6 protein-coding genes are annotated in these 15,195 nt (G+C 40.2%); 3 read left to right on the forward strand and 3 right to left on the reverse strand.

What is annotated here, in order from left to right; genetic code table 11:
* Nucleotides 1-167 precede the first annotated feature (167 nt).
* A complete protein-coding gene (locus tag AABB81_RS04260) occupies nt 168-1,079 on the forward strand; it encodes a sterol desaturase family protein (protein ID WP_342158849.1) in 912 nt (303 codons plus the stop codon).
* A 173-nt stretch (nt 1,080-1,252) separates the two neighbouring features.
* Here AABB81_RS04260 and priA read toward each other — a convergent pair whose 3' ends face one another.
* The 3 genes from priA to AABB81_RS04275 all read right to left on the reverse strand — a co-directional run bounded on the left by priA (nt 1,253) and on the right by AABB81_RS04275 (nt 7,698).
* On the reverse strand, nt 1,253-3,676 hold the full coding sequence (priA, locus tag AABB81_RS04265; RefSeq protein ID WP_342158851.1) for a replication restart helicase PriA: 2,424 nt from the start codon (nt 3,674-3,676) through the stop codon (nt 1,253-1,255).
* Between the two features lie 219 nt (nt 3,677-3,895).
* Nucleotides 3,896-4,495 carry a glutathione peroxidase gene (locus AABB81_RS04270; protein WP_342159652.1) on the reverse strand — a complete coding sequence of 200 codons (600 nt, stop codon included), beginning with the start codon at nt 4,493-4,495 and terminating at the stop codon, nt 3,896-3,898.
* A 2-nt stretch (nt 4,496-4,497) separates the two neighbouring features.
* Nucleotides 4,498-7,698, reverse strand: a complete 3,201-nt coding sequence (locus tag AABB81_RS04275) for a cytochrome c biogenesis protein CcsA (protein ID WP_342158853.1) — start codon at nt 7,696-7,698, stop codon at nt 4,498-4,500.
* 324 nt (nt 7,699-8,022) lie between these two features.
* Here AABB81_RS04275 and AABB81_RS04280 point away from each other — a divergent pair, with 324 nt between their 5' ends.
* Entirely contained in the window at nt 8,023-10,482 is a 2,460-nt protein-coding gene (locus AABB81_RS04280) for a PKD domain-containing protein (RefSeq protein WP_342158855.1), read from the forward strand.
* 4 nt (nt 10,483-10,486) lie between these two features.
* Entirely contained in the window at nt 10,487-15,172 is a 4,686-nt protein-coding gene (locus AABB81_RS04285; protein WP_342158857.1) for a cytochrome c3 family protein, read from the forward strand.
* The last annotated feature ends 23 nt before the right edge of the window (nt 15,173-15,195 follow it).

The raw sequence follows: 15,195 nt of genomic DNA on the forward strand, positions 1-15,195 counted from the left end.
CAATCCGGTCTTTTTTTTTATTTATGGGCTTCACCCACTCATTTCTGAGGCGATCGGAGCTGAGGCGATCACTTGCGATCGCCTCAGCTCCGATCGCCTCAGAAATTAAAAATGGTTTTTTTGTTATTCAATTTAATTATTGTAAAATTGGATGACCTAACAAAGTGATGGATAACAGCCTGAACATACCGGATTTACCAAATCTCATACATTATGCCATTCCGTTTTTTATACTGACCTTGATTATCGAAATCATCATTACCAGTAAAAAGCAAATGGCTGCATATACTTTTAAAGATGCTGCTGCTTCTATTACAATGGGTTTGGGAAATGTTTTAATCGGATTGCTTGCTAAAGCTTTGGTATTATCGGTATTGACCTTTGCCTATATGAACATAAGGGTTTTTACAATACCATTTACCTGGTGGGCCTGGATACTGGTTTTTCTTGCTGATGATTTTTGTTATTACTGGTTTCACAGGATCAGTCATGAAAATAGGTTTTTTTGGGCCTCGCATGTAGTGCATCATTCATCTAAAAGATACAATTTAAGTACGGCACTCAGACAAACCTGGTCGGGCAGTTTTACGTCATTTGTATTCTGGTTGCCCATGGCTGTATTGGGCTTTCATCCGGTGATGATACTGGCCCAAATGTCAATAAGTCTGTTATACCAATACTGGATCCATACCGAACTCATTGATAAAATGCCAGGATGGTTTGAGACCGTTTTTAATACGCCTTCACATCACAGGGTACATCATGCCACCAATCCTCAGTACCTTGACCGCAATCATGCCGGCATACTGATTATCTGGGATAAAATGTTTGGGACCTTTGAAGCGGAAGTCGAAAAACCGATTTATGGGCTCGTAAAGAATATAGACACCTATAACCCGATAAAAATTGCCTTTATTGAGTGGTACCTGATGTTTAAAGATGCCCTTGAATCAAAAACCACCGTCTCTAATAAATTGAAGTACTTTATCAAACCACCCGGCTGGAAACACGACGGCAGCGGACTGGTATCCTCAGACCTTCGGCAGGAATGGGAAAATAAGAATGGCAATAATCACTAAAATATTAGAGCATTGCAGATTGGAGATTTCAGATTGGAGATTTCAGATTTGAGATTTGAGATTTGAGATTTTCAATAATTCTCACATTCCCACATTAGCTTCGCTGAATCCCTGCCTGCCGGCAGGCTGGTTCGATTTCAAGCATTTCAGCATTGTAGCATTGCAGCATTGTCTCAATAACAATCCACATCAACAATCACCTGTACGGCCCTAAAGTCGGGAATTGCCATAAACGAATCTCTGATCCTTTGAATCTGACCCTTCGATTGTTTTAAGGAAACCTTGGCCGGGAGTTTTATCAGTATTGTTTTGATATATTTATTTCTGATCCTTCCGATGGACGGGCTGGTAGGGCCTAAAACCTGATCTCCGAAACTATTGACCAGAGATTTCCCCATCCAGGCGGCTGCTGTATCCACTTTAACAAAATCCTTGTGTTTTAACACGATACGTACGAGCCTGACAAATGGCGGATAACTAAACTGATGCCTTTCATTCATTTGATCTTGGTACATCGCCGCATAATCATGGGTGGTAACCTGCTGAAGAATCTGATGATAAGGATTAAAACTCTGAATGGCCACCTTGCCCCTTTTCTGATCGCGCCCTGCCCTGCCCGACACCTGTACCATCAATTGATAAGTGCGCTCATGCGCCCTGAAATCAGGAAAATTCAAAAGATTGTCTGCATTCAAGACCCCCACAAGGCTGACGTTTTTAAAATCCAGGCCCTTGGTTAGCATTTGTGTTCCCACTAAAATATCGATCTCCTGATCATGAAAAGATCGCAGGAGCTTCTGGTAACCGTATTTTCCCCTGGTGGTGTCAAGATCCATTCTCGCAATTTTCGCCTCCGGAAACAACTCCTTTAGCTCCAGTTCTATCTGCTCGGTACCAAAACCCTTGGTATCCAGGGTTGGATTCTCACAGGCCGGGCAGGTCTTTGGCAGAGGTTGTTGGTGGCCGCAATAATGGCAACGTAGTTCATTGTTGAATTTGTGATAGGTAAGACTTACATCACAATTAGGGCACTGGGGTGCCACCCCGCAGGTGCTGCATTCTACAACAGGTGAAAAGCCCCTTCTGTTCTGAAAAAGGATAACCTGCTCCTTTTCACCCAGGGCTTGTTCTATCAACAAAAACAAGCGGTCCGAAAAATGGCCTTTCATTCTTTTTTTCCTGTGCTTCTCTTTGATATCCACCAATTCGATTTCAGGCAGCATGACATTTCCAAAGCGTGTGTCGAGTTTTATATAACCGTATTTTCCTTGTTTGGCATTATAATATGTTTCAACAGAAGGCGTGGCACTTCCCAGCAGCACTTTAGCTCCATGCAGATGTCCCAGCATCACAGCAGTATCACGCGCGTGATACCTGGGGCTGGGTTCAAACTGTTTATAGGAGGTTTCATGCTCCTCATCAACAATCACCAAGCCCAAATTGCTAAAGGGCAGCAAAACTGAAGAACGAGCGCCCAAAACGATCTGTGCCTTATCAGATTTGACGAGTAAATTGTTCCAAACCTCAACTCTTTCATCCACTGAGTATCTTGAATGAAAGACCGAGATTTTATCTCCGAAAAAATGTTCCAGCCTGCTGATGATATGCGTGGTCAAAGCGATCTCCGGCAACAAATAAAGCACTTGCTTTCCCTGCGCAAGCGTTTCGGAAATCAGGTGGGTATATATCTCTGTCTTTCCACTTGATGTAATACCGTGCAGAAGACACACTTCTTTTTGATCAAAGACTCCCTTAATTTCTTTAAAAGCAACTAATTGGGGTGCATTCAATTCGTGAATAGGCTTTATATCCGTTTGAAATGAAACCCTGTCTTCTCTTACTTTTATAATATCAAATACCTTTTTCTCAACCAGGGCCTTTATAATAGCAGTGCTGCTATTGCTTTTCCTGATCAACTCCTGCATCAAAACCGGTTCTTCTGAACCGCTTTTTAATTGAAAAAAACCAAGCATTACCTCCCTTTGTTTTGGCGCCCGGCTCAGGTCATCCAAAAGCTGATGCAAACGCTCATCTGTTGTGTATGAATCATGCAACTGAAGATACTTGACAAATTTAGGTTTATATTGCTCGTAGATCTCTTCCTTAACATCAACGGCATCTTTCGAAAGAAGCCCGTTTATAACCGACAGTATGCCCTTTCTGTCGAGTATCTTTGCAATGTCATGGATTTTTAATTTTGATTGCTGCTCCAAAGCCTCCCAAATAAGGTATTCATCATCTGTTAAGATGGATACGTCTTCAAAAGAATTATTCTTGAGCACCAGGGTCTCGCTCTCCAATAAAAAAGCTTTTGGAAGGGCAGCTCTTAATACATCGCCAAGAGAACACATATAATAAGAAGCGATCCATTGCCATTGTTGTAATTGAATCTGTGTAATGATTGGTGCATCATCAAGAATTTGAAAGATCTCCTTGGCCTCATAGGCCTTGGGCTCTTCAGAATGCTTTTCATAAACAATAGCGGTATAGATCTTGGACTTTCCAAAAGGAACCGCCACGCGAGTACCTACCTTGATAAAGTCAGCTTCCGCAGCTGTAATACGATAGGTAAACAGTTTCTGAAGCGGTATGGGCAATATGACATTTATAAAATTAATAATCGTTGATTTTACGCATGAATTCTAATCTGGCTCAATGATGACGCTAAAGCATATGCCCTTGAAATCTCAGGAAACATCGCTTCTGGCAGTCATACGAAACTAAAATGTTTATTGGTATTGTACAAGTAATGTGCATAAAAAAACACCTTCAACAAATTGAAGGTGTTTAACATTGGGGAAATTGAAATTACTGTATTAGTTGGTTTCGATCCAGTTGACGATCGAAGGGTCTGTAGGCAGGGTTTTGGGTTCAACAACCATCTCAAGTTCACCCTGCTCATTGATTAAATATTTTTGAAAATTCCAGGCTACTTCAGAATCCTGAAGGCCGTTCTTCTCTTTTTCGGTTAAAAAGTGGTATACCTCATGCATATCCCCTCCTTTCACAGAGATCTTTGACATCATCGGAAAAGTAACTCCGTAATTCTCCTTGCAAAAAGAAGCAATTTGCGCATCTGATCCAGGTTCCTGACCGCCAAAGTTATTGGCAGGAAATCCAACAATCACAAAATTTTTGTCCTTATAAGTGTCATATAATTTCTGCAAATGCTCATATTGAGGCGTTAATCCACATTCAGAAGCGGTATTGACCACCATGACCTTTTTCCCTTTCAGGTTTGAAAAATCAAACGGATCTCCGTACAAATCGGTCACCTCAAATTGGTATATATTTTCTACTGCCTGATCTTTAGTTTCTTCCATTGTAGCTTTTGTTTGAGCAACGTCTGATTTCTCATTTTTGCAACTTGCCATCAACACCACTAAAAGAAATATCGACAAAATGATTTGCTTCATCATTATTTTTTATTTTTCTTTTTGTAAAATTTCTTAAACTTAAAGTAAGCCAATATACTCAAAATTACTGATACACCCAACCATCCCCAAATCTGGTTCGGGACAGCTGCTGATTCTCCTGCTGCATACGAATGCAAACCTGAAAGCAAATGGTTAACCCCCAAATAAGTCATCAGGATCGAAGCGAAGGCAAAAACGGACATCAGGTTAAAAGTGTATTTGCTTTTTAAACCCGGGATAAGTCTCATGTGTAACACAAATGAATAAATAATGATACTGATCAGGGCCCATGTTTCTTTCGGGTCCCATCCCCAATATCTTCCCCAGCTCTCATTGGCCCAGATACCGCCCAGAAAATTACCAATGGTCAACATGATCAAACCAATGGTCAAAGACATTTCATTGATGGTAGTGATCTCGTTGATCGCCAGGTTCATTTTCTTTTTATTCTTTTTATTGGTAAAAATATAAAGGATAAGCGATAACATACCAAGTACCATTCCAATGGTAAACGGCCCGTAACTTGCCACGATGATCGCTACGTGCACCATCAGCCAGTAAGAATCAAGAACCGGCACCAGGTTTCCTATAGAAGGATCCATCCAATTCCAATGTGCAACCATAAGCAGCATTGAGGTTACAAAAGTAGTTGCTGCCAAAGTAAGAGGAGATCTTTTTCCAAAAATAATACCGAACAGCATGGTGGCCCAAGATACATAGATCATGGATTCATAGCCATTGCTCCAGGGAGCATGCCCAGAAATATACCACCTGATACCCAAACCAACGGTATGGTAGGCAAACAGTAAAAGGATGATCCCCATACAAATCTTGATCAGGGTACGTATGAGCTTCTTATCGTTGAAAATATTGATGATCACCACTATAAACATCAGTAAACTGGCAAACATATAATAGGTAAACAACGATTTAAAAATATCGTATTCGTTATAGAATAATTCCAGTTCTACTTTTCGTTCAGACGGTACAACTTCGGCGCCGTATTTTCTCTGGAATTTGTGCATGCTTTCCAAATATTCCTCTGCTGTCGAATAATCCGTTGATTGTGCAGCCGCTACAACTTCACGACTGTATAAAGGAAGTATATTACTCACATATAAGGAATCCTCACCTTTAAAACCAGCATTCCTTACTTCAACAAAGGAGAACCATTTGTTGTTTTTGTCTTCAGGTAGCGGAAAAAATTTAAATATAGTACCTCCCAGGGCCCCAAACAGTAAGTTGGCGCGTCCGTCTATATTTAAGACACTCTCTTCGTATTTATCCTTGATCTTTTTCTTATGTGCCTTGGCTACCTCGTCGGTAAGCTTATACTCTCCTTTTTCGCTAAACAGGTCAGAGAATCGGGCGTATTTTTGATCATGTGGAATTCCAATCAGGTCACGTACCTTGGTATTTTCTCTTTTAATATATATAAAAGGCACAAAATACCAGGCTCTTGGGTTGGTCAGCATAGACACCACTACCTGGTTCGCATCCATATCTTTATAAGAATCCTTTTTACTCACTTTCCGCAACAGTTCTGAAGCAAAGGTGTTCACAGGTTTCATTCTCCCACCTGCATCCTGAATCACCAGCTTTCCAAATTCTCTGGCATGTGACTTGCTAGCCGTTTGCGCTGCTATAACAGAATCTATCGTTTTATATTGTTGATCGTGCGAAGCATGAGATGCATGATCAGATTGCCCGTATGACAATCCGGTAACAAGCAGTAAAACGGAGACCAAATTGGCTTTCTTTTTCTTTACTTTATTCAAATTTTTTCTAAGAAACGCAAATCTTGTGTTCTTATCAAAAACGATCCAGATCAGTCCAAAGAACAAAAGGAAATAACCCAGGTAAGAGGTCCAGGTTCCGACCTGGTCGTAATTAACCGATAAAAAGGTCTGTTCTATTTCTCCCTGATCGTTATAGCTCGATTGGAAAAACCGGTAGCCCTTATGGTCAAGAACATGGTTCATAAAGATTCTAAAATCAAATTCCTCTTCCCCGTCAATTACTGTAATCTCGCTTGCATATGATTTGGGGCTCATGGATCCGGGATAGCGTTCCAATTGAAAATCCCTCAATTTTATTGAAAATGGTAACTGAAATTGTTTTGAACCATATTTGAGCCTAAAATTCAATCCATCTTGAGAAAACACTTTCGGGGCCGAAATCTGTAAGGCACCTCCAAACAATTGAATGTTTTGCTTTGTGTTTTTCGTAACTACCTCTACTTCAAGCATATCCCTGGGGTGTTCATCTTTATTTCCTGAAACTAATGTCATTTTTCCCTTAACAGGAGGCTCGGGAATAACAAACTGGTTTCCGCTTAACTGATAAAGAGACCTCAGGTTAAAGACCTGTACCGAATCCTTGACCACTTTCCCCTGGGTCTGGCTTGCCATGATCATATATTCGCCTTCATTCGGGGTTTGAATCCTTAAGGTGTCATTTTCTGTAAAAATATTCGTTGCGCCTTCTGTTGGGTTCTCAAACGAGAACAAGGCATTGTGCATGTTTATGGTCTGTCCGGCTTTGATATAATGTTCGTGCCTTCCTCCCCCGCCAGACTCAACAATTTTTAAATAGTTTTCACCCTCTTCATTGGGCTGAAACTCTTCATAGGCATTCGGGATATAATTGACATAATTGATCTCAATCGGGTCTCCCTTAAAATCAGTCTTGATAGAAAAATCATTACCACCTCTTAACCAGTTCAGGAATTTTGAGGTATTGTACATAAAATTACTGCTGTTGCCATAGGTAGAAGCAAATAGATAATGTTTGTATATAGGCTTCTTTTGTTCATTGCCATCGTCTATATGCATATCTACAAAGGTCTTCTCAGACAGCATCTTATTGGTGGTTTCACCCTCGTAAATGGGCATGACACCCTCATAACTTACGTACCGGGTTATGCCAGCACCAAGAATAATAACCACAAAGGCCAGGTGAAACATCAATACAGGCAATTTGCTCCGTTTTAAAAGATCGTACTTTTTGATGTTCCCTATAAAATTTACCATAAGCAGCAACATGACAAGTTCAAACCACCATGCATTGTATACAAGGGCTTTTGCGGTTTGGGTACCATAGTCATTCTCGATAAATGTGGAGATAGCCATAGCAGCTGCAAAAATCAAAAACAAGATACCTGTAAGGCGGGTGGAAAATAAAATCGTAGTAATTTTTTTCATTTTAATTTTTGAGATAAAATTGGTCTGCGAAGATAATCAATTAAAATGTTTTATTACCAATTTGCCTTCTGTAGATACAGGCTCAAAATTCAGGGATAGACAAGTGCCAGATAAAAGGCCATACAGCTATTTTTTAGTCACATTTTTTTAAAAATTTAACCAGAGTTTTTTCTTTTATTTTAAGCTTTTTAGGAGCCAAATTACACCTGATATTTGTCATAGTCTAATAATGTAACTCAAGTTACCTTTGTATAATATCTATAATTATACCAAATGTTGTTGTCTCTAAAAAAAATACTGTCTTATACATTATTTTTTATATGTATGGTTCATTTGAATGCACAGTATACAACCGGTGACTTTAGTTCAACAAACTTGATAAGTGATGGACTGAATGCACCAGGAAGAATGGCGATTGACTCTAATGATGACATTTATGTTATTGATGCGAGAAAAAAGAATATTGTTAAATATGATGTTCAAGGAAATTCTTTGGGTACAATTAACACTGAATTAGTACCATTATCTTTAGCTATTAATGATAAAGATCAATTATATGTAGGAGATCAAACAACAGGTGCGATCTACACAATAGCTTCCAATGGATCCAAAGCAGAATTTCACACAGGATTAAGTTTTCCTGCTTCCATGGTATTTGGATTGGACAACATTCTCTATGTAATTGACAGCCAGCAAAAAAAGGTGGTTGGCCTGAATGTTTCCGGTGAGGTGGTCAATGAGTTTACTTATAGTACATTTACTTTTCCAACCGGAATTGCATTTGACAAACAAAACAATCACATCATTGTTTCTGAACACGGGGGTATTGGTGACGATGTTCAAACTTGTGGAGGAGGATCTATGTCCTGGGGAACCAAGGGCCCTTTAACGACCATTTATATTTTTGACACTGAAGGAAATTTAATTAACGACTTTGGTTGTTTTGGTACAAAAAATGGCCTTTTTCATAGAATCCAGGGAATTACTGTTGGAGCCTGTGGCAATATATACGCAGTTGATCCCTATCTGGGACGTGTAAGTGTATTTGATGATAATGGAAATTATATCACCCAGTTTGGGCAGCAAGGTGGTAGCATGGGTGATTTTAATTTACCTATGGATATTGTTTTTACCTCCCATAACGAGGCAATTGTTTCTTCAATGAATAAAGGGAACTTAGATGTGTTTTCAATCAGCAGTGTTTTACCAACAGCTACAATTACAAGTACCGATCAAACTATTTGCGCTAATTCTGAAGCAACCGTCACCATCAATCTTACCGGAAACGGGCCTTGGACATTCAACTATACTGTTGATGGAATAAATCCTGTTGAAATTTCAACAGATCAACCTGTTTATAATCTTTCCGTTTCTGATGCAGGACTTTATGAGGTATCATCACTTGTGGATAAGGATGGTATTGCAGGTACCTGTTTTACCGGAGCAACGAACATAAAGGTAGAAGAGCTCCCCACTGCGACATTTTTAGCACCGGAAATATCAATATGCAGCCCTGTTGAAACAGGAGTCGATGTGCAATTTACAGGATTAGCACCTTGGACTTTTACCTACACTATCGACGGATTAAACCCTGTTGAAATTACGACATCCGAAAGTTTGTATTCGATTCCAGCAGAACAATCTGGAAGCTATGAAATCATATCGCTTACCGATGCAGGATGTTCCGGAATCAATCTTACAGAAAACACTAATGTTACAGTAAATTCATTACCAACAGCAACAATTACCAATGAAGCGGATAATGTCTTAATTAACCCAGGGGAATTTGCATACATTTCAATTGCATTTACCGGAACTGCACCTTACACCTTCACATACTCACATGGATCTGACATAGTTGAAGAGTTTACAATTACAACCAATGCAAATCCTTATATCTTACCAGTTTCTGAAAAGGGGGTATATGAAGTCTTAAACATTTCAGATCAAAATTGCTCGAATATGGATTGGCAAGGATATTTTGAGGTTTTATATTATACTTTGCCCAATGCCACTATTGAAACTACATCGATTTGCGCAAATGAATCTGACGGAATTCAAATTTATTTTACAGGACCTCTTCCTTGGACCTTTACCTATACCATTGATGGTTTAAACCCTGCAGAAATAACCACTTCAAATAACCCTTATCTGCTAGCACCATCATCTGAAGGAGTCTACGAATTGGTAAGTTTTTATGATTCTGAAGGTACAATGGGAACTGTTTCAGGTTCGGCAACGGTGTATCCAATGGCAACAGCAGATTATTCTTATGAAGTCACAAATTATGACGTGCACTTTATCAATAACTCTCTAAATGCAGACTCACATTATTGGGATTTTGGAGATGGTAATATTTCTACTGAAGAAAGCCCGACCCACACCTATGATAGTTCTGGATATTATTCAGTGGTCTATACGGCGACTAATGATAAATGTGGAACTTCAGAGTTTACAGAAACGATCGAAGTAATAGGAAATGTTCTTTCCTTTGATGATAATTTTAAAGATAAATCCATTGCTTTTTATCCAAACCCTTCAAATGGTGCATTTACAATAAAAATAACTCCTCCAAATCCAATAGTCTCTGATATTAGCATTGCCATCACGAGCGCACAAGGACAAACAATTTATACTGAAGTTTTTAATCCAATCTTTGCAGTTTCATACGAAGGCAGTATTTATAAAGAAATACATTTAAATTATTTTACAAAAGGAATTTATATAGTTAATGTAGAGTCAAATAATTTTGCAGGGAATGCGAAACTTATATTAAAGGATTAGCGATATGAAAAAAAGACAAAACAACATATTGAAATCTGTAATATTTTCTGTCATAGTCCTGATATTTCTATTTTCATTTCAAAGTTCCTATAGTCAGCAGACTATTCCGATCACAGATCCTGCGACCACTCAAGTAACAATTCCCGCTGGTGCTACCAACATTATTGTTGAAGTCTGGGGTGCTGGTGGTAGTGGTGGTGGATCAAGAAAAAATGCAGCCTCTGGTGGTGGTGGTGGTGGAGCTTATAGCAGATCCATAAATGGTTTTAGTCCGGGAACTTATGACGTCCAGATTGGACAAGGAGCACCCGCTGCAGCAGCGAATGTTGACGGTACTGCAGGAGGAAATACCTGGTTTATAAATGCATCAACCGTATTTGCCGATGGTGGTGGTGGTGGTCTGTCTGATGGTACTCCCGGCGCAGGAGGTAATTCTCCAATTGGAGATGATACTACTATTTCTGGAGGTAATGGAGTTGCCGGTTCTGGTTCTCAAGGTGGTGCTGGTGGAGATGGAGCAAATGGTGGTGCTGGTGGTGCCGGTGGAAATGCAACTTCCGGTTCGAATGGATCTCCCCCTGGTGGTGGTGGTGGTGGTGGTGCTGACAGGAGTGCAACTGGTGGTGCCGGAGCAAATGGTCAAATGATCATTACCTATACTTTAGCTGCAACTTGTAACCTTTCAGATGCAGGCTTAACAAATATTCAATGTTATCATAACGGTACGCCTTCGATTCCTGGAGATGATACCTTCACTTTTGATTTAAACCCAACCGGAACCAATCTGGGCGCTACATATAATATTACTGGAGATGTGACCCAATCGGGAATTTCATACGGTGTCACAAATTTCGGACCCTATCCAATTTCAGGAGGAAATCTAAACATCACCATAACAGATGTTGATGATGGATCCTGTACGTTCGTTGAAATAGTTCCCGCTCCAGCCCCTTGTTCGACACCTCCTTGTAACATAACTGATCAAGGGTTAACAAATATTCAATGTAATAATAACGGTACACCTGCGAATCCTGAAGATGACACCTTCACTTTTGATTTAAACCCAATCGGAACCGACTTGGGTGCCAGTTACACTATTGATGGTGGTGCATCTGGCAGCTACGGATCAGCGACTACATTCGGACCTTATAATATTTCAGATGGAGATCTAAGTATTACCATAACTGACATCTCCACAGAATGTTCTTTTGGACCCTTCCCAGTAAACGCTCCGGCGACTTGTTCTTCAGACTGTAACTTGGAAAGCTCTGGATTAACCGCTATTTTTTGTGATAACCTGACAACTTTAAGCGATGAAACTGATGATACTTTTTCTTTTAAATTAAACCCAACCGGATCCTATTTAGGGGCAACCTACAGTGTTAGTGGAGATGTAATACAATCTGGAATTCCCTATGGTACAGAAACAACTTTTTCAGGCTTTCTCATTTCAGCCGGTGACCTTAATATCACGATCACAGATGATGCAACAGGAACATGTCAATTAATTGAAACAGTACCTGCTCCTAATCCGTGTTCCTTAAATCATTCTTCTTATAACTGTACTTCCTGCCATATTACACATAATGCTCCTGGATCAAATTTAACCAATCGAGAATTTAATGCACTTCTATGTCAAAGCTGTCATGTTTCTGCTGGGGCAGCAAGTGCTATGCCTTTAGTAAATGCAAATAAGGCAACCCCAAATGTGAGTGGAAATTCTCATTCATGGGATGTTCCTGCTGATAATCCAACTTATCAAACAGATCCACCGACCAATAATGAAATGGCAATCCGTCTTCCAGATGGTAATATTGTATGCTCCACATGTCATAATCAGCATAATCAAGGAAATGCAGGCAATCCCTTTTTAAGAGTCGACAATACTGGGGATGCTATGTGTAAAGATTGTCACATTCAGAGAGATGTACAACGTTTTCAGGATGGCGGAGACAAAGGTAGTCACCCGGTAGGCATAATTTATAGTGGTACAGGTAGTGTAAAAACAACACCAACGGGCTCCATAAAAACTGTAGGAGGTAAAGTTGAATGTTCCAGTTGTCATGGTGTTCATGATGTTTTAGATAATGGTACGGCATCAGGGGGACTTACTAACGATGGAAATTTATTGAGAACTACCAACGATGTTAACCTATGTTTGGATTGCCATAATTATATTGGACATTCTGGTTATGATTGTTTGGATTGTCACGAAGTACACAATACCGTCGATGGTACCATAGGAAGCAATATTATGATGATTAGAGATAACATTGACACTCCTGGGGGTAATAGACCGGTGGTATTTCTTAACAGATCAGGTCCTGATTCTTTTGTAAATACAACAGGTTCCCGAGACGGAATTTGCGTTGTTTGTCATGAAAGTTTAAGTCATGATAATTATAATGATGATATTTTAGTAAACCATGACGATGCTTCCGATAAAGCGGGTCAAACATGTACTAGCTGTCATCTTCATAATGATGTAGTAACTAATAGTTTTACGCAACCAACTGGGCCACAATCTTGTGTAAGTTGCCACTCATCAGCGCAATCAGGTGGTAGAGGCGGTGTACCACAAATTGTAGGTGCTGGTGGTGAATTTGATAATTCATTAATTTCCAGACACACCACTTCAACTGTTGGTACCGACCCACTTTCTCAAGAATGTGAAGCCTGTCATTATGAAGCTGCAGGAGATCACCCAACATCGCAAATGATGTTAGAAGATTCTGAAAACCTCAATACAGTATGGTCTGGTACCGATACCGATGTATATTGTGTTGGTTGTCATGATGGATCATCCAATTATCCGAGTTTATTCCCGGATTTGGATACAGATCCTAAATACAATAAATCCTCATATATTACTACACCACATGATACAGGTGATAACGGCTGCATGGCATGCCACGAAAGACACGGATCTCAATATACAAAACTGACAAAACAAGCTACGAACTATGAAAATTGCTTTGCTTGTCATGATGGAGGTGTTGCAAGTACAAATATAAGTGCGGTTAATATTGCAATTCCGGGCACAAGTGGAAATCAACACGCCTTCACGGGTGGTTCGACCACTGTAAATGCAGGTTCAGGATTTTATCAATCCAATGCTCCTACCCTACCAGCAATAACGGCAAGGCTGGACGAAGGAAATATCGTATGCTCTACTTGTCATGACCCCCATAATGATTCAAACGGAAAATTTCTGGTAAACCCGAATTCCGGAGATGAGATGTGTAAAGATTGCCACCAGGCGAGAGACCTCGGACGATATACAGATGATATTGTTAATAATATAGGAAGCCATCCGGTAGGGCTGGCTTACGTACCGGGTGGTAATTATGTAGATCCTGCTCCTACATTGAGTGCTACTCAGGTTGGATTGAAAAATGGAAACATCGAGTGTTCGAGTTGCCATGGTGTTCATAACGCTACAACCACAGATGGGAACTTGCTGCGAGAAACAATGTCAAGTGCCACTTGTAAAGAATGCCATGATTACCAACCACATCAGGGATTTGACTGTTTAGATTGCCATCAGGTGCATAACTCGACGAACATCATGCTATTGAGAAGTACTGTAAATGGCTCCCCGGTAACATTTAGCGCACAGACAGGCCCCAATTCATTTTCAGATGGCGATGGCAATCCTAATGGTATTTGTGAGGTATGTCATATCTCAACAGACCCACTTGGACTTACTTTTCATACGAGCGATGTTGATGACGGTGTAAATCACAATGATGGAGCAAATTGTACAGGATGTCATCCTCATAATGGTTACCCTCCTGAACCAGCTCCCCAAGTATTAACCTCATTCCCAATGGGTAGTTGTCACGATTGTCATGAAAAGACTTCGCCTACTGACCCTCAACTATTCCCGCAAACAGGAGCACATCAGGTACATGCCGAAAAATACCGATACGCTTGTTCAACATGTCACTATCAGCATGGTGATGGAGGTGCTCTGGAAGGAGCCCATTCAAATAATTCGGTCGATATTAATTTTGATCCTAATGGAATGGCCTATAGAAATGGACAAGATGGAAATACGCCAATCTGGGATTCCGGAACCAAAACATGTGATAATATTTATTGTCACAGTAACGGCATTACGGCACAGAGAACTGAAGGTGGCACGCCCTTAATTACCTGGACCGGAGGAGTGCCTATTTTAGGTGATGTAATGACCTATCAGACAACGCCTGCTTGGGATGTTACACCGGGAACAGGAATAAATACTTGCTATTCATGTCATAATGGCGAAGGAAATATGACAGGTGATTATAAGATTACAGCTTTGGCCGGGGCAGTGACTTCTGCTGTTCCAAGTACCTATCCACTTTCAGGACAACACCAAAAATCAAATCATCAAACTAATAGTCAGGAATTAAAAGATTCTCCAACTAAAGCGGACTCATGGCCTGGTGTTCAATGTTTCTGGTGCCATAATGTTGGTAATAAACAAATTACGCCTACATCTGGTGAGGACGGCATTAATAACTATCAAGGTACCTATGGTTTTGCCGGCGCGAATGGAGACATCCCAATGGAATTGCATAACGATGGTGAAACATGGTTTTACCCATATAATGTATCGGCTCATGCTGAGGGAACCTTTGTAAATGAAATAACAGGCAGGAGTTATCCTTCACATTGTGGATCAGTGACTTGCTGGGAGTAATCATATACGATTCATAAATTAAA

This window comes from Lutimonas vermicola, assembly GCF_038433205.1.
In the GTDB taxonomy this organism is placed as follows: domain Bacteria; phylum Bacteroidota; class Bacteroidia; order Flavobacteriales; family Flavobacteriaceae; genus Lutimonas; species Lutimonas vermicola.

What these genes read in the sequence shown, in the direction of transcription:
- AABB81_RS04270 (WP_342159652.1), bottom strand. Translation starts at nt 4,495, where the DNA reads ATGAAGCAAATCATTTTGTCGATATTTCTTTTAGTGGTGTTGATGGCA.
- AABB81_RS04285 (WP_342158857.1), top strand. Translation starts at nt 10,487, where the DNA reads ATGAAAAAAAGACAAAACAACATATTGAAATCTGTAATATTTTCTGTC.
- AABB81_RS04275 (WP_342158853.1), bottom strand. Translation starts at nt 7,698, where the DNA reads ATGAAAAAAATTACTACGATTTTATTTTCCACCCGCCTTACAGGTATC.
- AABB81_RS04280 (WP_342158855.1), top strand. Translation starts at nt 8,023, where the DNA reads ATGGTTCATTTGAATGCACAGTATACAACCGGTGACTTTAGTTCAACA.
- AABB81_RS04260 (WP_342158849.1), top strand. Translation starts at nt 168, where the DNA reads ATGGATAACAGCCTGAACATACCGGATTTACCAAATCTCATACATTAT.